The following is a 19,300-nucleotide window of genomic DNA, read 5'->3' on the forward strand; positions in this document are numbered from 1 at the left end:
GGTTTTACAGATCATTCTTCCCCGCCCCTTACACCTCCACCGCCGTCGCCACCCGATCCGCACCCCCGAACACCCGCAGGTAGCGGGCGATCTCGGCGGGGTCGCCGGTCGCCTTGGCGGGATTGTCGGAGAGTTTGACGGCGGGGCGGCCGTCGACGCGCGTTACCTTGCACACCAGCGAGATCGGCTCGAGCCCGGTCTCGCCATCGGGGTCGCAGTCGCGGAAGTCGTTGGTGAGGTTGGTGCCCCAGCCGAAGCTCATCCGTACGCGGCCGTGGAAGTGGCGATAGACCTGCTCGATCGTGTCGACGTCCATCCCGTCGGAGAAGATCAGCAACTTGGTGCGCGGGTCGACGCCGTGCTCGCGCCACCAGGCGATGATCTGCTCGCCCGCGGCGATCGGCGGGGCGCTGTCGGGTCGGAAGCCGGTCCAGTCCGCGACCCAGGCGGGCGCGTTGGCGAGGAAGGCGGTGGTGCCGAACGCGTCGGGCAGCGCCACCAGCAGGTTGCCGCCATAATGCTGGCGCCACTGTTCGAGCACGCGATAGGGTGCGCCGGCGAGCTCGGTGTCGCTGTCCGACAGAGCCGCCTCGACCATCGGCAGCTCGTGGGCGTTGGTGCCGATCGCCTCCAGGTCGGCGTCCATCGCCAGCAGCACGTTGGAGGTGCCGATGAAGCGATCGCCCAGCCCCTCCTTCAACGCGTCGACGCACCAGCGCTGCCACAGGAAGCCGTGGCGCCGGCGCGTGCCGAAGTCCGACAGCACCAGGTCCGGCAGCAGCCGCAGCCGCTCGACCTTCTGCCACAGCCGCGCCTTTGCGCGCGCGTAGAGCACGTCGAGGGCGAACCGCCCCTTGTCGCGCATCGCCGCACGCGCGCGCAGTTCGTTGAGGATGGTGAGCGCCGGGATCTCCCACATCGTCGTGTGGGTCCACGGCCCCTCGAACTGGAGCGAGAACTGGCCATCCTGCCGCTCCAGCCGGTAGGGCGGCAGGCGGAAGTCGGCGAGCCAGGCGATGAAGTCCGGGCTGAACATCCGCGCCTTGCCGTAGAAGCTGTTGCCGGCCAGCCAGATCAGCTCCTTCTTCGAGAAGCGCAGCGTGCGGGCGTGGTCGAGCTGGGCGCGCAGCTCGCCTTCGTCGACCACGTCGGCGAGCCGCACCGCGGTGGTGCGGTTGATGACGGAGAAGGTCGCGTCGACGTCCGGGTGCACGTGCCGGATCATCTGCAGCATCAGCAGCTTGTAGAAATCGGTGTCGAGCAGGCTGCGGACGATCGGGTCGAGCCGGAAATTATGGTCGTAGGTGCGCGTGGCGATGTCGGTGACGGCCATCGGGGATCCTGTGCTGGGACACGCGACCATCGCCGCGCCGGCCCCCTCGTCGCGGCTGCGCGGCCGCTCCGCAAGCCCAAGAAAAAACGGCCCCGCGCACGCCGCGCGGGGCCGCAGGATCAGAGGGTGCGGACCGTGACCGGCGCTTCGGCGTCGCGCGCCAGCGGATTGCGCAGCGGCAGCGTGAAAGGTGCCGCCTCGATCTCGAAGACGTCGCCCACTTCGGTCTTCACTCCGTCGCTGAACGACAGCGTCGCGGTGCCGAAGAAGTGGATGTGGATGTCGCCCGGACGGCGGAACAGCGCATATTTGAAGTGATGCGCCTCCAGGTTGGCGAGGCTGTGCGACATGTTGTCCTCGCCCGACAGGAACGGCTTTTCCCACAGCGTCTCGCCGTCGCGGACGATGCGGCTGGTGCCGCGCACGTCGGCCGGCGCGGCGCCGACGACGATCTCCGGCCCGAGCGATGCCTGGCGCAGCTTGGAATGCGCCAGCCAAAGATAGTTGTGGCGCTCGGTAACGTGATCGCTGAACTCGTTGGCGAGGCACAGCCCCAGCCGGTGCGGCGTGCCGTCCGGACCGATCAGATAGATGCCCGCGAGCTCCGGCTCCTCGCCGCCATCCTGCGCAAACGCCGGCATCGCCAGCGGTGCGCCAGGGCCGACCAGCTGCGACCCGTCGCCCTTGTAGAACCACTCGGGCTGCTGGCCGGTCTGGCCGGCGGCGGGCTTGCCGCCCTCGACGCCTTCCAGGAACATCCGCATCGAATCGGTCTGCTTCTCGGCAGCCGCCGCCTCGCGGTGCATCTTGTCGCGCCCCTCGGCCGAGCCGAGATGGGTAAGGCCGGTGCCGGTCATCACGACGTGCGCCGGATCGTCGTGGTCGATCGGCGCCACGAAGCGGCCGGCGGCGAACTCGGCGGCGAGATCGACCGAAGCTCCCTCACCGCACGCCGCCACCGCCTCGGCGAGGCCGATGCCCTCGGCGATCGCGCGGGCGGCGAGCGCCCGCACGCTGTCGATCCCCGGAACGACCGCAGCCCGGTCGCCTTCAGCCGCGACTACCGATCGCGTGCCGTCCGGCGCCCGATGCTGCAACAAACGCAACGTCATCATTTCCTCCCCTCGTCAAACGCCGCGGTTGCGGTCGCCGGGATTGATCAATCGTTGTGGAGCTGACCGTCGACCAGCCGCGGCAGGCCCGCCTGACCGCCGTCGCGCAGTTCCTCCGGCAGCAGCTCGGCCGCCAGGTTCTGGTACGACACCGGCCGCAGGAAGCGGTCGATCGCCAGGCTGCCGACCGAGGTCGTGCGACCGTCGGAGGTCGACGGGAACGGCCCGCCGTGGACCATCGCGTGGGTCACCTCGACGCCGGTCGGCCAGCCGTTGGCAAGGATGCGGCCCGCCTTGCGCTCGAGTACCGGCACCATGCGTGCGGCGAGCGCGGTGTCGCCCGCGTCCATGTGCAGCGTCGCGGTGAGCTGCCCCTCGGCCGCCACCAGCACCTTGCGCAGTTCCTCCTCGTCGCGGCAGCGCACCAGGATCGACGACGCGCCGAACACCTCGTGGCCCAGCGCCTGGTCGGCGAGGAACGCTTCCGCGGTGGTCGAGAACAGCGCCGCCTGGCCCTGGGTCACGCCCTCGCCCACCTTGCCGCGTGCGATCGTCTCGACCTTGTCGTGGCCGGCGAGGTCCTCGACACCGGCCTGATACGCCTTGTGAATGCCCGGGGTGAGCATCGTGCTCGCGCCGGCTTCGGTGAGCGCGGTCTTGGCGGCGTCGACGAACGCGTCGAGCCCCTCGCCCTCGATCGCCAGGAGCAGGCCGGGGTTGGTGCAGAACTGGCCAGCCCCCATCGTCAGCGACGCGACGAAGGCGGTGCCGAGCGCCGCACCGCGCGCCTTCAGCGCTTCCGGCATCAGCAGCACGGGGTTGATGCTCGACATCTCGGCATAGACCGGGATCGGAACTTCCCGCGCCTGCGCGAGCTTCATCAGCGCGAGACCGCCGGCACGCGAGCCGGTGAAGCCGACCGCGGCGATGCGCGGATCCTGCACCAGCTGCGAACCGAGTTCGTTGCCCGGCCCGACGAGATGCGAGAACACGCCCTCGGGCAGCCCCGAAGCGGCGACCGCGCGGCGGATCGCCTCTACGACCAGCGCGCCGGTGTGCGGATGCGCGGGATGGCCCTTCACCACCACCGGGCAGCCGGCGGCGAGCGCCGAGGCGGTATCGCCGCCGGCGGTCGAGAAGGCGAGCGGGAAGTTGGACGCGCCGAACACCGCGACGGGGCCGAGCGGGATCATGCGCAGGCGCAGGTCCGGACGCGGCAGCGGCTGACGCTCGGGCAGCGCCGGGTCGATGCGCAGGCCGAGCCAGCCGCCCTTGCGCACCACGCCCGCGAACATCTTGAGCTGGCCGACAGTGCGGCCGCGCTCACCCTCGAGGCGGGCGCGCGGCAGACCGCTCTCGCGCATCGCCGCGACGATCAGGTCGTCGCCGATCGCCAGGATCTCGTCGCCAATCTTCTCCAGGAACGCGGCGCGGGTCTCGCGGTCGGTCGCGCGATAGGTGTCGAACGCGGCTTCGGCAGCGGCGCAGGCGGCCTCGACATCGGCCGGGCCATGCACGTCGAACGCCTCGCCGAACGGCTCGGCAGTGTCTGCTGCGATCGCGCGAAAGCCGGCGTCGTTCGCCCGATCGAGAGTTGCGGTGTTGTTCGTCATGAGTGCACCTCGCTATTTACTCCGACATATGGAAGCCATGCCCGCTTGGCAATCGCCTGCTCCGTCGGCATTCATCAGGAAACAGAAGTTCGAGGGGGAGATAGGGATGACCGGCGGCAAGGGCGAGCCCGAAAGCAAACTTCCGACCGCTACCGCGACCCGTCCGCCGCGCGGGACCGGCCGACGGCTGCGCGGCGCGATCGCGCACAAGCTGGGGCTGGCGATCGTTTCGGGCGAATATGCGCCCGGCGACACGCTGTCCGGCGAGATCGCCTTTTCGGAAGCGCTCGACGTGTCGCGCAGCGCCTATCGCGAAGCCGTCCAGGTGCTGACCGCCAAGGGGCTCGTCGAGAGCCGACCGAAGGCCGGCACCCGCGTGCTGCCGCGCGACCGCTGGAACCTGCTCGATCCCGACGTGGTGGCCTGGGCCTTCGCCGGCGAACCCGATCTGCAACTGGTCCGCAGCCTGTTCGAATTGCGCGCGATCGTCGAGCCGGCGGCGGCGCGGCTGGCGGCCGAACGCCGCGAGCGTGCAGACCTGAAGGCGATGCGCGACGCGCTCGCGTCGATGCGGCGACATACGCTCGCCAACGAAGCCGGGCTTGCTGCCGATCGCGAGTTCCACGACGCGATCCTGCGCGCGACGCGCAACGATGCGCTGGTGGTGCTGAGCGCCAGCATTGGCGCGGCGGTCAACTGGACCACCCAGTTCAAGCAGCGCTCGCGCGCGCTGCCGCGCGATCCCGTCCCCGATCACGTCCGAGTCTACGACGGCATCGCTGCCGGCAACCCTGACGAGGCTGGCGCTGCGATGCGGGCGCTGGTCGATCTGGCGCTGGAGGACACCCGCGGCGCGATGGGGCAATAAAAAAGGGCGCTCCCACCCGTCGGCAGGAGCGCCCGAACGCGTCGGACGGAAGCGGCGTTACTGCGCCACTTCCGGATCCGGCAGCGCATGGGTCGGCTTCGAACCCCACAGTGCGTAGAACAGGATGTAGAGCTCGCAGACTGCGGTCAGCAGGAACGAGTTCTGGAGGCCGACGGTATCGGCCAGCCATCCCTGCACCACCACCAGCGCGCCGCCGGCGATCGCCATGATCAGCAGCCCCGAGCCTTCCTCGGTGAGCGGCCCCAGGCCCTTGATGCCCAGCGTGAAGATGGTCGGGAACATGATCGAGTGGAACAGACCCACCGCGATCAGCGACCACATCGCGGCAGGGCCGGTGGTGAAGGTCGCGAGCAGCATGACGATGAACGCACCGATCGCGAAGCCGGCCAGCACCTTTTCGGCCGGCACCTTCTGCATGATGAAGCTGCCGGCGAAGCGGCCGACCATCATCCCGCCCCACAGCAGCGCGAGATAACGCGACGCCTCCGCATGGGTGATCGCGGCGATGTCGGGCTGCGACACGAAGTTGATGAACAGGTTGGCGACACCGATCTCGGCGATCAGGTAGATGAAGATCGCCGGCACGCCCCACACGAGGTTGCGGTGGCTCCACAGCGACAGGCCGCGACGTTCCTCGCGCGACACGCGCTGCGTCGACTGACCGATTGCCGGCAGCGGGAAGCGGGCGATCACGACGGCGATCGCCACCAGCACGACGGCGACGATCAGATAGGGCAGGATCACCGACTGCGCGTCGGCATAGCGCTCCGCCGCCGTCAGCGTGACGCCGGCTTCCGCCGTGCCGCCCTTCGACCGACCCAGGATCAGATAGCCCGCGAACAGCGGCGCCAGCGTGGTACCGAGCGAGTTGAACGCCTGCATCAGGTTGAGCCGCGACGAGCCCGTCTCCGGCGGGCCGATCACCGCGACATAGGGGTTGGCGGCGACCTGCAGCAGCGTGATGCCGCTCGCGACGATGAACAGCGCGGTGAGCACGACGCCGTAGGACGGCAGCTTGGCGGCCGGAATCATCAGCAGCGCGCCCGCCGCCATGATCGACAGGCCGGTCACGATCGACTTCTGATAGCCGATCCGCTCGATCAGCTTGGCCGACGGGATGGAGGCGACGAAATAGGCGATGAACCACACGGACTCGATCAGCGTCGTCTGCGTATAGTCCAGCTCGAACACGCTGCGCAGATGCGGCAGCAGCGTGTTGTTGATGACGGTGATGAAGCCCCACATGAAGAAGAGGCTGGCGAGCAGCGTCAGCGCCGGCTTGTAGCTACCGCTGGGCGCGTGATGGCCGGCGGGCGACCCGACGGAAGAGGTTGGCGGCAACGCCATGCATCCTGTCTCCTGAATGGAAGCCGTGACGATCGCGCTGTTGGCCAGCATCTGACGCGCGGCTTGCCCTGATGGATATTGTCTGACTATATGCGCCCCAACGGCGCGTCAACGGCGTCGATACACAAGGACGAGGGGTTGCGGAAGGTGGAGCCGAAGGACTCGCGCGCATGACCACGGCAGCGGCAAAGCTCGTATCGGCCCGCTCGGCCGGGGCAACGCGCGCGCCAGCGGGATCGCTGCCGGACGGCACGGCCATCGAGTCGGTGACGCTGACGGCGGCGAATGGCGTTTCGGCGCGGATCCTCACCTATGGCGCCACGCTCCAGTCGCTGATCGCGCCCGATCGCGACGGGCAGCCCGCCGATGTCGTGCTCGGCTATGACGACGCCGCCGGATATGTCGGCTGTCCCAACTATTTCGGCGTCACGGTCGGCCGGGTCGCCAACCGCATCGGCGGAAGCGGCTTCACGCTCGACGGCGTCCGCTACGAAGTGCCGCGCAACGACGGCGACCATTCGCTGCACGGCGGCGATCGCGGCTTCGACAAGCAGGTCTGGCGGATCGAGGCGGTCGAGGACGGCCCGCCGGCGCGGGTCGTGCTGGCACATCGCAGCCCCGACGGCGATTCGGGTTATCCCGGAGAACTGGACGTCACCGTCTGCTATGCGCTCGACGACGAGGGCGCGCTCACGATCGCGTTCGAGGCGCGCACGACGAAGCCGACGATGGTCAACCTGACCAACCATGCGGTGTTCAACCTGTCGGGCGAAGGCGCTGCGGCGGGAACCTCCGGGCACCGGCTGACGATTCCCGCGGCCGCCTATACCCCCGTCGACCCGACCCGCATTCCGACCGGCGAGTGCCGCCCGGTCGCGGGCACCGCCTTCGACTTCCGCAGCCCGCGCGTCGTCGCCGACGCGATCCGCGACGGCCGGGACGCGCAGATCCGCTACGGCCGCGGCTACGATCACAATTTCGCGCTCGACAAGGGGCATACGGCGGCGCCAGAACCGGCCGCGCGCGTGGAGGACCCGTCCTCGGGGCGCGTCCTGGACGTGCTGACCACCGAGCCGGGCATCCAGCTCTACACCGGCAACTATCTCGACGGGACCCGTCCGGGAAAGAAAGGACATCTCTACCGCATGGGCGACGGCATCGCGCTGGAACCGCAGAAATTCCCCGATTCGCCCAACCGCCCCGACTTCGTTTCCGCCCGTATCGATCCGGACACGCCCTATCGGCATGTCATGGTCTATCGCCTTTCCACGACCCGCTGACGGGAAACTCCCCATGACTGCTACGCCTGCCAACAAGCTTCGTTCGCGCGCCTGGTTCGACAACCCCGAGAACATCGACATGACCGCGCTCTACATCGAGCGCTACATGAACTTCGGCCTGAGCCAGGCGGAGCTTCAATCGGGCAAGCCGATCATCGGCATCGCCCAGACCGGCAGCGACCTCAGCCCCTGCAACCGCCACCACCTGGTGCTGGCCGAGCGGCTGCGCGAAGGCATCCGCGAAGCCGGCGGCATCGTGCTCGAATTCCCGGTCCACCCGATCCAGGAAACCGGCAAGCGCCCGACCGCCGGGCTCGACCGCAACCTCGCCTATATGGCGCTGGTCGAGGTGCTCTACGGCTATCCGCTCGACGGCGTCGTTCTGACGATCGGCTGCGACAAGACCACGCCGGCCTGCCTGATGGCGGCGGCGACGGTGAACATCCCGTCGATCGCGCTGTCGGTCGGGCCGATGCTCAACGGCTGGCACAAGGGCGAGCGCACCGGATCGGGCACGATCGTGTGGAAGGCGCGCGAGATGCTGGCGGCCGGCGAGATCGACGACGCGGGCTTCGTCAAGCTGGTCGCCTCGTCGGCGCCGTCGACGGGCTATTGCAACACGATGGGCACCGCGACGACGATGAACTCGCTCGCCGAGGCGCTGGGCATGCAGCTGCCGGGATCGGCCGCGATCCCCGCCCCGTATCGCGATCGCCAGGAAGTCGCCTACGAGACCGGCAAGCGCATCGTCGAGATGGTCCGCGAGGACCTCAAGCCGTCCGACATCATGACGCGGGAGGCGTTCCTCAACGCGATCGTCGTGAACTCGGCGATCGGCGGCTCGACCAACGCGCCGATCCACCTCGCCGCGCTGGCGCGCCACATGGGCGTCGAACTCGACATCCGCGACTGGCAGGAGCACGGCCATAAGGTGCCGCTGCTGGTCAACCTCCAGCCGGCCGGCGAATATCTCGGCGAGGATTACTACCGCGCCGGCGGGGTTCCCGCCGTGGTGTCGCAGCTGATGGGTCAGGGGCTGATCCACGAGGACGTGATGACCGCCAACGGCAAGACGATGGGCGAGAACTGCCGCGATGTCGCCATCGAGGACGAGAAGGTCATCCGCCCGTACGACCAGCCGCTGAAGGAAGAGGCCGGCTTCATCGTGCTGTCGGGCAATTTGTTCGACGCCGCGATCATGAAGACCAGCGTCATCAGCGAGGAATTCCGCGCGCGCTATCTCTCCAACCCCAATGATCCCAACGCCTTCGAAGGGCCGGCGATCGTGTTCGACGGACCGGAGGACTATCACCACCGCATCGACGATGCGTCGCTCAAGATCACGCCCGAGACGCTGATGTTCATGCGCGGAGCCGGCCCGATCGGCTACCCCGGCGCGGCCGAGGTGGTGAACATGCGTCCGCCGGCCTATCTGATCCGCGAAGGCGTCCACGCCCTCCCCTGCATCGGCGACGGCCGCCAGTCGGGCACCAGCGGCAGCCCCTCGATCCTCAACGCCTCGCCCGAGGCGGCGGCGATGGGCGGCCTGGCGCTGATCCGGACCGGCGACCGCGTCCGCATCGACCTCAACAAGGGGACCGCCGACGTGCTGATCTCCGATGAAGAGCTTTCCGAGCGCCGGACCAAGCTGGAGGCCGAAGGTGGCTACCGATACCCCGCCTCGCAGACGCCGTGGCAGGAGATCCAGCGTTCGGTGGTCGGCCAGATGAACACCGGCGCAATCCTCGAAGGCTCGGAGAAGTACCAGCGCATCGCTCAGACCCAGGGCCTGCCGCGCGACAACCACTAGAGCCGATCCACCTCCATTCCCAGCCGTTCGTCTCGAGTAGGGATCGAGCTTGTCGAGAGCCCGTATCGAGAGAGCCTACGCGAGCGACCTCTCGATACGCCGTCTCGACAAGCTCGACAGCTACTCGAGGCGAACGGATAGGGAGTGTGTGCCTGAGCTGAGTGTCGATCGGACTTGAGGCTTGCGCATGGCGGGGGTCGGCATCGTCGCGCGATGCCGCTACAGCCCCCGCCATGCCGAGTTTCGAAGCCCATCGCGCCGATCTGGCGCAGCTGGCGGAGCAGCACCGCGCCCGCCGGCTTCAGCCGCGCCGCGGCGTCGACTTCGCCTCCAACGATTATCTGGCGCTCGCCTCGGCGCCGCGGCTGCGCGATGCCGTCGCGGCGGCGCTCGCCGAGGGTGTCGCGGTCGGTTCGGGCGGGTCGCGGCTGCTGCGCGGCAACGGCGACGAGCATGAGGCGCTGGAGGCGGCGGCTGCCGCCTTCTTCGGCAGCGAGGCGGCGCTGTTCTTCTCCAGCGGCTTTGCCGCCAATGCAGCGCTGTTCGCGACCCTGCCCCAGCGCGGCGACCTCGTGGTGTACGACGCGCTGATCCACGCCAGCGCCCATGAGGGCATGCGGCTCGGCCGCGCGACCTGCCTTGCCGCCGCCCACAACGATGCGGGCGCGTTCGAGGATGCGATCCGCCGCTGGCGCAGCAAGGGCGGCACCGGAACGCCGTGGATCGCGGTTGAGAGCCTCTACAGCATGGACGGCGACCGCGCCCCGCTTGCCGAGCTGGCCGCCATCGCCGACCGCCACGACGCGATCCTGCTGATCGACGAGGCGCACGCGACGGGCGTGTTCGGCCACGACGGGCGCGGGCTCGCCGAGGCGCTCGACAGACGCGACAACGTCGTGACGCTGCGCACCTGCGGCAAGGCGTTGGGATGCGAGGGCGCGCTGATCTGCGGGCCGCAGGTCGTGCACGACTTTCTGGTCAACCGCGGCCGCGGCTTCATCTTCTCCACCGCCCCTTCCCCGCTGATGGCGCGCGCGGTGCGTGAGAGCCTGCGGATCCTTGCCGACGAGCCAGAGCGGCGCCAACGGCTCCACGCGCTGCTCGCTCATGCCGAGCAGGCGCTGGCGCCGGTCGGCGTTCGGGCGACGGGATCGCAGATCCTTCCGCTGGTGATCGGCGACGACGCGGAGACGATGCGCGTGGCCGACGCCGTGCAGGCGGCGGGCTTCGATGTGCGCGGGATCCGCCCGCCGACCGTCCCGCGCGGTACGTCGCGGTTGCGGATCTCGCTGACGCTCAACGCGACCGCGGCCGACGTCGACCGGCTGGCAACGCTGCTGCACGAGGTGCTCGCATGAGCATCGTCGTGACCGGCACCGATACCGACATCGGCAAGACCGTCTTCGCCGCCGGTCTCGCCGCCGCGCTGGGCGCGCGCTACTGGAAGCCGGTCCAGTCCGGACTTGCCGACGGCACCGATGCGGCACGGGTCGCGGCGCTCGGCGTGCCGGCCGAGCACATCCTTCCCGAGGCCTATCGCCTCGCCACGCCCTGCTCGCCGCATCTGGCGGCGGAAATCGATGGCGTGACGATCGACCCGGACCTCTTGACGCCGCCGTCCGGCGAAGGGCCGCTGGTGATCGAGGGCGCCGGCGGCGTGCTGGTGCCCGTCACCCGCACGCTGCTGTTCGCCGATCTGTTCGCGCGCTGGGATCTGCCGGTGGTGTTGGTCGCGCGCACCGGCCTCGGCACGATCAACCACAGCCTACTCTCGATCGAGGCGCTGCGGGCACGCGGCGTGCCGATCCTCGGCGTCGCCTTCGTCGGCGATGCCGTCGAGGACAGCGAGGCGATCGTCGCCGAACTCGGATGCGTCCGCCGGCTCGGCCGGCTGCCGCGGCTCGATCCGCTCGACGCGGAGACGCTCGCCGCGGCCTTCCACACCCATTTCGATCTCGAGGATTTCGCGTGACCTCTCCCGTCTGGCACCCCTTCACCCAGCACGGCCTCGGCGAGCCGATCCCGCTCGTCAACCGTGCCGAAGGCGCCATCCTCCACACCTCGGACGGCCGCCGGATCGTCGATGCGATCTCCTCCTGGTGGGTGACCACCCACGGGCATTCGCACCCGCGCATCGTCGCGGCGATCCGCGAGCAGGCGGAGACGCTCGACCAGATTATCTTCGCCGGCTGGACCCACCAGCCGGCCGAGGACCTCGCCCGCGGCCTGCGCGCACTGATGCCGGCCGAACTGACGCGGGTGTTCTTCTCCGACTCCGGCTCGACCAGCGTCGAGGTCGCGATCAAGATGGCGCTCGGCTATTGGCGCGCGCACGATCCGGCGCGGCACCGCATCCTGGTGCTCGAACACGGCTATCACGGCGACACGATCGGGGCGATGTCGGTCGGCGCGCGCGGCGTGTTCAACCGTGCGTACGAGCCGCTGCTGTTCGACGTCGGCACCATCCCCTTCCCCGTCGCCGGTCGCGAGCAGGCGACCCTCGACGCGCTGGAGCAGGCCTGCGCCGCCGGGGCCGCCGCGTTTCTGGTCGAGCCGCTCGCGCTCGGCGCGGGCGGCATGCACTTCTACTCGGCGCATGTGCTGCGCGAGATGCGGGCGATCTGCGCGCGCCACGGCGTGCTGTTCCTTGCGGACGAGGTGATGACCGGCTGGGGCCGCACCGGCACGCTGCTGGCCTGCGAGCACGCAGACGTTGTGCCCGACATCCTGTGCCTGTCGAAGGGGCTCACCGGTGGCGCGATCCCGCTGGCGGTGACGATGGCGAGCGAGCCGATCTTTGCCGCGCATTACGGGCCCGAGCGCGAGCGCATGTTCTTCCATTCGTCGAGCTACACCGCCAACCCGATCGCCTGCGCGGCCGCCAACGCCAATCTGGCGATCTGGCGCGACGAGCCGGTGCGCGAGGGGATCGCGACGCTCGGGCAACGCCAGCAGGCGCGGCTCGACGCGCTTGCCACACACCCGCGCGTGCGCAACGCCCGGCGGCTCGGCACGATCGCCGCGCTGGAGATCGGCGGCGTCGACGGCTACCTCTCGACGCTCGCACCGCGGCTGCTGGCGCATTTCCGCGACCGCGACCTGCTGCTCCGCCCGCTCGGCAACACCGTCTACGTCATGCCGCCTTATAGCATCGAGGAGGCGGACCTCGACCGCGTCTATGCCGCCATCGCCGAAGCCTGCGACCTTGACTGAGCGGATCGTCTGGAGCGCGAAACCGTTGGCTTCCCCGTATCCGGGAGGGCCGCGGTGATGAGCAGGAACAAGCGCGCGTGGATCGCCGCGGGGGCTGCGGCGGCGACTCTCGGCCTGTGGTGGCTCACTCGGCTGCCCGCCAACTGCGACCGACCGCAATCGCGGGTGATCCCCGACGGCGGCGAAACCCCGCTGGGTCGCGGCGCCGCCCGCGAGAGCGCCGCGCATCCCGGCCTGTCCGGCGTGCAACTGCTCGCCGACGCGCACGAGGCGTTCGCTGCGCGCGCCGCCCTGGCCCGCGCCGCCGAGCGCAGCCTCGACCTGCAATATTACATCTGGCACGGCGACCGCTCGGGCACGCTGCTGCTGGAGGCGGTGCATGCCGCCGCCGAGCGCGGCGTGCGCGTGCGGCTGTTGCTCGACGACAACGGCATTTCCGGCCTGGACGCGGTGCTCGCCGCGCTCGACGCGCATCCCAACATCGAAGTTCGGCTGTTCAATCCCTTCCGCATCCGCTGGCCCAAGCCGATCGGCTATCTGACCGACTTCCACCGCCTCAACCGGCGGATGCACAACAAGAGCTTCACCGCCGACAATAGCGTCACCATCGTCGGCGGGCGCAACATCGGCGACGAGTATTTCGGCGCGGCCGACGGTGGGCTGTTCGCCGATCTCGACGCGCTGGCGATCGGCCCGATCGTCGCCGACGTCTCCGCCGATTTCGACCGCTACTGGTCGTGCGGCTCCGCCTATCCCGCCTCCGCCATCCTGCCGATCGTCCGCGAGCGCCAGCGGCGGCGCCTGCACCGGCGGGCGTCGATCGTCGAGCGCGATCCCTCGGCCAAGCGATATGTTCAGGCGCTTCGCAAGCTGCCGCTGGTCCATCAGCTGATCGAGGGGCAGCTGCCGCTCGAATGGACCCAGATCCGCATGATCAGCGACGATCCGGCCAAGGCGCTGGGCAAGGCGCACGAGCAGTCGCTGCTCGCCGGCAAGCTCCAGGAGGCGCTCGGACGTCCCGATCGCGAACTCGGGCTGATCTCCAGCTACTTCGTGCCGGGGCGCCGCGGCTGCGCGCAGTTCGGCGGGCTGGCGCGCGACGGCGTGTCGGTGTCGGTCCTCACCAACGCCTATGAGGCGACCGACGTCGGCATCGTCCACGCCGGCTACGCGCCGTATCGCAAGCCGTTGCTGGAGGCGGGCGTGCGGCTGTTCGAGATGCGCCGCGATGCGCGCGACGTACCCCGCCGCGGCCGCGAGCAGCGGCGCGAGCGCCGCCGCGGCGTGCGGCTGGGTGTCGCGAGCAACTTCCGCGGTTCGGGCACCGGCTCGACCGCGGCGCTTCGCTCGGGCGCGTCGACGCTCCACGCCAAGACGTTCACGGTAGATCGCGAGCGGCTGTTCATCGGCTCGTTCAACCTCGACCCGCGCTCGATCGCGCTCAACACCGAGCTCGGCTTCCTCATCGAAAGCCCGTCGCTCGCGGCGCAGGTCGCCGACATGTTCGCCGAACAAGTGGTCGACCTCGCCTATGAGGTTCGGCTCGATGCCGACGGCGACCTCGAATGGGTCGAGCGCGACGGCAGCGGCGAGTGCATCCACCGCGAGGAGCCGGGCATGGGGCTGCTCCCTCGGCTCTCGCTGGCGGCCGTGGCCAAGCTGCCGATCGAGTGGCTCCTCTGACCGCGCTGAGGGTGTTCCCGCGGGGCATCGCACGTTAAGTCCCGGTCCGGGATGACGAAAAAGGGTTGTCGATGCGGGCAGTGAAACGGATTCTGACGGCGATATTGCTGACGATGGCGGTGGTCGCGCCCGCGCAGGCGCAGGACGCGGCCGCCGGAAACGAGGCGGCGCCCGCCGTCCTCGCCGACACCTACGGCCGGGAAACCCCCCGCTCGGCGGTGACCGGTCTCGTCCAGGCACTCGGCGAGCAGGACTATACCCGCGCGGCCAACTATTTCGACCTCGCGCCGCCGAGCTCGCCGCGGGCCGCTCAGGCGGCCGGCGATCTCGCCAAGCGCCTGCAGGCCGCGCTCGACGCGGGCGGATCGCTGATCCCGTTCGCCGGCCTCTCCAACGAGGCGACCGGCCGCATCGACGACAGCCTGCCGCCCGAGCAGGAGCAGGTCGGCACGCTCCGACTGGACGATCAGGACGAACCGATCCTGCTCGTCCGAGGCGAAGGCGACGAGGGCAAGCAGCTGTGGCGGATCTCCAGCCAGACGATCAAGCTGCTGCGCGCCCACGCCCCCGCACCAGAAGAGGCCACCGAGCAAGGCGGCATCGCCGCGACCAACATCGCCGGCGCGCCGGTGCTCGACTGGGCTCTGCTGCTGGGGCTTGCCGCGGCGAGCTTCGTCGCGCTGCGGGTGCTCGCCGCAATGGCGCTCTTCGCGATCGGACGCGTGGTGCGCGACCCCGAGCAGAGCCCGACCTATCGTTTCTCGCACGCCGCGCTGCCGCCGCTCAGCCTGTTCCTCGCGGTCATCGGCTTCTACGTCTACGCCGACGCCCTGCCGGTCTCGATCGTCGCGCGACAGACGCTGCTGCGCTACGCCGCGATCGTCCTGTGGATCGCGCTGGCGTGGTTCGCCCTGCGTCTGGTCGACTCGATCAGCCGGCTGATCATCGCGCGGATGCAGCGTTCGCAGCGGCGCCAGGCGGTGTCGGTGATCACGCTGCTGCGCCGCTCGGCCAAGGTGCTGCTGCTGGCGTTCGTGATCGTGGCGATCCTCGATACGCTGGGCATCGACGTCACCACCGGCATCGCCGCCCTCGGCATCGGCGGTATCGCGCTGGCGCTGGGCGCACAGAAGACGATCGAGAACCTCGTCGGCAGCGTCACCGTCATCGTCGACCGGCCCGTGCAGGTCGGCGACTTCTGCAAGGTCGGCGACGTGCTCGGCACCGTCGAGGACGTCGGCATGCGCTCCACCCGCATCCGCACGAATGACCGCACCGTCGTCACCATCCCCAACGGCGCCTTCTCGTCGCTGCAGATCGAGAACTACTCCAAGCGCGATCGCTTCCTGTTCAACCCGGTGATCGGCCTGGAATACGGCATCTCGGCCGACAAGATGCGCGAAGGCGTGGCGATCATCGAAGGGACGCTGAAGGAACACGCCGCGATCGACCACGAGGGCGCGCGCGCCCGGTTCACGACCTTCGGGGAAAGCTCGCTCGACGTGGAGGTGTTCTCCTACATCCTCGCGTCGGACTTCGTGGAGTCGCTGGGCATCCGGCAGGAGCTGATGCTCACCATCATGGAGCGGCTGGAGGCGGCCGGCCTGGGGATCGCCTTCCCCACCCGCACGCTGCACGTCACCGCCGATCCGCTGACCATCGCGCGCCAGCCGATGCGCGAGGACTCGCTCGACTGAGCGACTGCGTCAGCCGCCGCCGTCCCCGGGCGGCGGTGGCTCGGCGCCCAGGCCGCCCTGCTGCTCCAGCGCGTCGGCGGCCGCATCCAGCTGCGCGAGCGTTTCGCGCAGCCGCTGGCGATCCTCCGGCGCGAGCACGCCGAAAATCGCTTCGTTGAGCCGGGTCCGCAGCGGTTCGGCAGACGCGATCACCGCTTCGCCCGCCGGCGTCAGCGCGATCCGCTTGACCCGGCCGTCGCTCGGGTCCGGCGTGCGGCGGATCATCCCGTCGCGTTCCAACCCCTCAATCGCCTCGCTCACCGTGCGCGGCGAATGGCCGAAATAGCTGGCGATGTCGGCCGCCCGCACGCTGGGATGCTGGCTCTGGACGTACATCAGCAGCTTCATGCGGGCGAGCGACGCCCCTTCCCGCGCCAGCTCCGCATCGGCGATGCGGCGCAGGCGAAGGAACAGGCGACCGAAGTCGTTGAGGAGGCTCTCTGTCACGGGCATTTGGTGAGGGCCCTCCTAATTTGCCTTGCATTACGCTGCAAGTGCGAGCAGTGGCGCCGCAAACACCGAATATCGAAGGCAGGTATATGGCCGATCGACCCGAGCAGCCGACCGACGAGCAGCAAGACGCGGAGCGCGAGGAGGAGAAGAACGGCTCCAAGCCGATGTCGCCCGCCAGGAAAAGGACGATCCGCATCGTCCTGATCGTCGTCGGCGCGATCATCCTGGTCGGCGGGTTGCTGTGGTTCATTCATTACCGCAACACCGGCCGCTACATGCAGACCACCGACGACGCCTATGTTCAGGCGGATGCGGTCGTCGTGTCGCCCAAGGTGGCGGGCTATGTCGAGCGCGTGTTCGTCGCCGACAACCAGCAGGTCCGCGTGGGCCAGCCGCTGCTGCAGATCGATCCGGGCGACTATCGCGCGCGGGCCGAGCAGTATCGCGCGCAGATCGCCGTCGCCCAGGCCAATGCCGAGGGGGTGCGCGCCCAGATCCGCGAGCAGCAGGCGGCGATCACGCGGGCGGAGGCCGAACTCGCCACCGCGCGCAGCCGTGCCGCCTTCGCCAATGCAGAGGTCGCCCGCTACCGCCCGCTCGCCGCGAGCGGCGCCGAGAGCCGCGAGCGGCTAGCGCAGCTGGAGAACGAAGCGCGGCAGGCGAACGCTCAGGTGGCGAGCGCCAATGCGGCGGTGACCAGCGCACGCCGCCGTGTCGGCACGCTGGAGGCGCAGGTCGATCAGGCGCTGGCGCAAGGCAAGGGCGCCGAGGCCCAGCTCGCAACCGCGCAGAGCGACGTCGGCTCGACGCTGATCCGCGCCAGCATCGCCGGCCGCATCGGCGACAAGACGGTGCGCGTCGGCCAGTATCTCCAGCCGGCCACCCGCACCATGTCGATCGTCCCGACGACGCAGCTCTATGTGGAGGCGAACTTCAAGGAGACTCAGCTCGGGCTGATGCGCGTTGGCCAGCCGGTCGAGCTGGAGGTCGATGCACTGCCGGGGGTCGAGATCCACGGCCGGGTGGAGAGCGTGTCGCCGGGAACCGGCGCGCAATTCTCGGTGCTGCCGCCGCAGAACGCGACGGGCAACTTCACCAAGATCGTCCAGCGCGTGCCGGTGCGCATCGCCATCGACGCGGGCCCGGAGACGCTCAAGCTGCTGGTGCCGGGCATGTCGGTCAGCCCGACCGTCGACACCCGCGGCGCCCGCGACGCGCGCGAGCGGATCCGGCAGGAGCAGGAGCGCTACAACGAGCAGCGGGGCCATGACTGAGGCCAGCGCCGGGAACGGCGGCGGGCGACCGGCGAAAGCCGATACGGCCGCATGGCTGGCGGTGTTCGCCGGCAGCCTCGGCGCGCTGATGGCGACGCTGGACATCTCCATCGTCAATTCGGCGCTGCCGACGATCCAGGGCGAGATCGGCGCCAGCGGCACCGAGGGGACCTGGATCGCGACCTCCTATCTCGTCGCCGAGATCATCATCATCCCACTGTCGGCCTGGCTGGAGCGGGTGCTCGGCCTGCGCACGCTGCTGCTGATCGCGGCGACGCTGTTCACCGCCTTCTCGATGCTGTGCGGCATCTCGACCAACCTCACGATGATGATCATCGGCCGCGCGGGCCAGGGCATCACCGGGGGCGCGCTGATCCCGACCGCGATGACGATCATCGCGACGCGCCTGCCGCCGCACCAGCAGCCGATCGGTACCGCGATGTTCGGCGTCACCGCCATCTTGGGGCCGGTGCTCGGACCGCTGATCGGCGGGTGGCTGACGGAGAGCATCAGCTGGCACTATGCCTTCTTCCTCAACCTGCCGGTGGGCGCGCTGCTGATCACGCTGCTGCTGATCGGGCTGCCGCACCAGAAGGCGCAGCTGAGCGACCTGCTGCGCGCCGACTGGTTCGGCATCGCCGGGCTCGCACTCGGGCTCGGCGGCATGACGGTCGTGCTGGAGGAAGGACAGCGCGAGCAGTGGTTCCAGTCGAGCGAGATCCTCCAGCTCACCGCGCTCTCGGTCTTCGGCTTCGGCCTGCTGTTCGCCGGCCAGTTCTTCTCCCACCGTCCGGTGATCCGGCTGCGGCTGCTGCTCGATCGCCAGTTCGGCAGCGTTGCGCTGATGGGCGTTGTGATCGGGATGGTGATCTATGGCACCTCCTACGTCATCCCGCAGTTCCTCGCGACGGTCGCCGACTATAACGCGCTGCAGGCGGGCAAGGTCGTGCTGCTGTCGGGCATCCCGAGCCTGCTCCTGATGCCGTTCACGCCGCTGCTCATCCGGCACGTCGACATCCGTATCGCGGTGGCGGCGGGGCTCGCGATTCTGGCGACGAGCTGCTGGATCGACACCGAGCTCACCGCGCAATCCACCGGCGGCGCGTTCGTCGACTCGCAGCTGCTGCGCGGGGTCGGCACGATCCTGGGCTTTCTGTTCCTGAACCAGGCGGCGGTGTCGTCGGTCGCGCCGAGATACGCCGGCGACGCAGCGGGCATCTTCAACGCCGCGCGCAACATCGGCGGGTCGCTGGCGCTCGCCGCAATCGCGACGCTCCAGGACCAGCGCAGCTATTTCCACATGCGCCGGATCGAAGAGACGTTCCGCGCCAACTCGGTCGACGTGCAGAGCTACCTCGCCGGGCTGGGACAGGCGCTGGGCGGCCCGGACCTGGCCCTGCGGCTGGTCGCGCAGACGATCCAGCGCGACGCTTTCGTCATGACCTACAACGACCTGTTCTGGCTGCTGGCGGTCGGCATCCTGTGCGTGCTGCCGCTGGTCCTGTTCCTCCGTCCGCTTCCCAAGGACGTCTCCCTTGCCGCCGGTCACTAGAGGCT

Annotated in this window: 15 protein-coding genes; 10 read left to right on the top strand and 5 right to left on the bottom strand. The window is 69.5% G+C overall.

What is annotated here, in order from left to right:
• Positions 1-28 precede the first annotated feature (28 nt).
• The 3 genes from pncB to ACBY01_RS01050 all read right to left on the bottom strand — a co-directional run bounded on the left by pncB (position 29) and on the right by ACBY01_RS01050 (position 4,058).
• Complete coding sequence (pncB, locus tag ACBY01_RS01040; protein WP_416458892.1) at positions 29-1,333, bottom strand: nicotinate phosphoribosyltransferase; 1,305 nt, start codon at positions 1,331-1,333, stop codon at positions 29-31.
• A 119-nt stretch (positions 1,334-1,452) separates the two neighbouring features.
• The gene (araD1, locus tag ACBY01_RS01045) at positions 1,453-2,445 is read right to left on the bottom strand and encodes an AraD1 family protein (protein WP_416458950.1); all 993 of its coding nucleotides are present in this window, start codon (positions 2,443-2,445) and stop codon (positions 1,453-1,455) included.
• Between the two features lie 47 nt (positions 2,446-2,492).
• Positions 2,493-4,058 carry an aldehyde dehydrogenase (NADP(+)) gene (locus ACBY01_RS01050; protein ID WP_416458893.1) on the bottom strand — a complete coding sequence of 522 codons (1,566 nt, stop codon included), beginning with the start codon at positions 4,056-4,058 and terminating at the stop codon, positions 2,493-2,495.
• Positions 4,059-4,164: 106 nt separating this feature from the next.
• On the opposite strand from ACBY01_RS01050, the gene ACBY01_RS01055 reads away from it, so the two are divergent.
• Positions 4,165-4,926, top strand: a complete 762-nt coding sequence (locus ACBY01_RS01055) for a FadR/GntR family transcriptional regulator (protein WP_416458894.1) — start codon at positions 4,165-4,167, stop codon at positions 4,924-4,926.
• A gap of 57 nt (positions 4,927-4,983) precedes the next feature.
• Here the strand turns inward: ACBY01_RS01055 and ACBY01_RS01060 are convergent, their stop codons facing one another.
• On the bottom strand, positions 4,984-6,294 hold the full coding sequence (locus ACBY01_RS01060; protein ID WP_416458895.1) for a sugar MFS transporter: 1,311 nt from the start codon (positions 6,292-6,294) through the stop codon (positions 4,984-4,986).
• Positions 6,295-6,464: 170 nt separating this feature from the next.
• On the opposite strand from ACBY01_RS01060, the gene ACBY01_RS01065 reads away from it, so the two are divergent.
• From ACBY01_RS01065 to ACBY01_RS01095, 7 genes are all read left to right on the top strand, one after another.
• Positions 6,465-7,574 (top strand): aldose epimerase family protein, encoded by a 1,110-nt coding sequence (locus ACBY01_RS01065; RefSeq protein ID WP_416458896.1) that lies wholly within the window; start codon positions 6,465-6,467, stop codon positions 7,572-7,574.
• A 13-nt stretch (positions 7,575-7,587) separates the two neighbouring features.
• On the top strand, positions 7,588-9,384 hold the full coding sequence (locus ACBY01_RS01070) for an IlvD/Edd family dehydratase (protein ID WP_416458897.1): 1,797 nt from the start codon (positions 7,588-7,590) through the stop codon (positions 9,382-9,384).
• Between the two features lie 233 nt (positions 9,385-9,617).
• Entirely contained in the window at positions 9,618-10,742 is a 1,125-nt protein-coding gene (locus ACBY01_RS01075) for an 8-amino-7-oxononanoate synthase (RefSeq protein ID WP_416458898.1), read from the top strand.
• Positions 10,739-11,356, top strand: coding sequence for a dethiobiotin synthase (gene bioD / locus ACBY01_RS01080; RefSeq protein ID WP_416458899.1), 618 nt, complete (start codon positions 10,739-10,741; stop codon positions 11,354-11,356). Before ACBY01_RS01075 ends, bioD begins: the two co-directional genes overlap by 4 nt.
• The gene (locus ACBY01_RS01085; protein ID WP_416458900.1) at positions 11,353-12,597 is read left to right on the top strand and encodes an adenosylmethionine--8-amino-7-oxononanoate transaminase; all 1,245 of its coding nucleotides are present in this window, start codon (positions 11,353-11,355) and stop codon (positions 12,595-12,597) included. Before bioD ends, ACBY01_RS01085 begins: the two co-directional genes overlap by 4 nt.
• A 57-nt stretch (positions 12,598-12,654) precedes the next feature.
• The gene (locus tag ACBY01_RS01090; RefSeq protein WP_416458901.1) at positions 12,655-14,280 is read left to right on the top strand and encodes a phospholipase D family protein; all 1,626 of its coding nucleotides are present in this window, start codon (positions 12,655-12,657) and stop codon (positions 14,278-14,280) included.
• A gap of 71 nt (positions 14,281-14,351) precedes the next feature.
• Positions 14,352-15,977 carry a mechanosensitive ion channel family protein gene (locus ACBY01_RS01095; RefSeq protein ID WP_416458902.1) on the top strand — a complete coding sequence of 542 codons (1,626 nt, stop codon included), beginning with the start codon at positions 14,352-14,354 and terminating at the stop codon, positions 15,975-15,977.
• Positions 15,978-15,986: 9 nt separating this feature from the next.
• Here ACBY01_RS01095 and ACBY01_RS01100 read toward each other — a convergent pair whose 3' ends face one another.
• Complete coding sequence (locus ACBY01_RS01100) at positions 15,987-16,463, bottom strand: MarR family winged helix-turn-helix transcriptional regulator (protein ID WP_416458903.1); 477 nt, start codon at positions 16,461-16,463, stop codon at positions 15,987-15,989.
• A gap of 92 nt (positions 16,464-16,555) precedes the next feature.
• On the opposite strand from ACBY01_RS01100, the gene ACBY01_RS01105 reads away from it, so the two are divergent.
• Positions 16,556-17,743: an HlyD family secretion protein gene (locus ACBY01_RS01105; protein WP_416458904.1), complete on the top strand. Its 1,188-nt coding sequence runs from the start codon at positions 16,556-16,558 to the stop codon at positions 17,741-17,743.
• Positions 17,736-19,295 (top strand): MDR family MFS transporter, encoded by a 1,560-nt coding sequence (locus tag ACBY01_RS01110; protein WP_416458905.1) that lies wholly within the window; start codon positions 17,736-17,738, stop codon positions 19,293-19,295. The genes ACBY01_RS01105 and ACBY01_RS01110 overlap by 8 nt, the downstream gene beginning before the upstream one ends.
• Positions 19,296-19,300: the final 5 nt, after the last annotated feature.

The sequence above is a fragment of the Sphingomonas mangrovi genome, from assembly GCF_047975845.1.
GTDB lineage: Bacteria > Pseudomonadota > Alphaproteobacteria > Sphingomonadales > Sphingomonadaceae > Sphingomonas.

Coding starts and splice junctions, on each gene's coding strand:
- pncB (WP_416458892.1), bottom strand. CDS start 1,333: ATGGCCGTCACCGACATCGCCACGCGCACCTACGACCATAATTTCCGG.
- araD1 (WP_416458950.1), bottom strand. CDS start 2,445: ATGACGTTGCGTTTGTTGCAGCATCGGGCGCCGGACGGCACGCGATCG.
- ACBY01_RS01050 (WP_416458893.1), bottom strand. CDS start 4,058: ATGACGAACAACACCGCAACTCTCGATCGGGCGAACGACGCCGGCTTT.
- ACBY01_RS01055 (WP_416458894.1), top strand. CDS start 4,165: ATGACCGGCGGCAAGGGCGAGCCCGAAAGCAAACTTCCGACCGCTACC.
- ACBY01_RS01060 (WP_416458895.1), bottom strand. CDS start 6,294: ATGGCGTTGCCGCCAACCTCTTCCGTCGGGTCGCCCGCCGGCCATCAC.
- ACBY01_RS01065 (WP_416458896.1), top strand. CDS start 6,465: ATGACCACGGCAGCGGCAAAGCTCGTATCGGCCCGCTCGGCCGGGGCA.
- ACBY01_RS01070 (WP_416458897.1), top strand. CDS start 7,588: ATGACTGCTACGCCTGCCAACAAGCTTCGTTCGCGCGCCTGGTTCGAC.
- ACBY01_RS01075 (WP_416458898.1), top strand. CDS start 9,618: ATGCCGAGTTTCGAAGCCCATCGCGCCGATCTGGCGCAGCTGGCGGAG.
- bioD (WP_416458899.1), top strand. CDS start 10,739: ATGAGCATCGTCGTGACCGGCACCGATACCGACATCGGCAAGACCGTC.
- ACBY01_RS01090 (WP_416458901.1), top strand. CDS start 12,655: ATGAGCAGGAACAAGCGCGCGTGGATCGCCGCGGGGGCTGCGGCGGCG.
- ACBY01_RS01095 (WP_416458902.1), top strand. CDS start 14,352: ATGCGGGCAGTGAAACGGATTCTGACGGCGATATTGCTGACGATGGCG.
- ACBY01_RS01105 (WP_416458904.1), top strand. CDS start 16,556: ATGGCCGATCGACCCGAGCAGCCGACCGACGAGCAGCAAGACGCGGAG.
- ACBY01_RS01110 (WP_416458905.1), top strand. CDS start 17,736: ATGACTGAGGCCAGCGCCGGGAACGGCGGCGGGCGACCGGCGAAAGCC.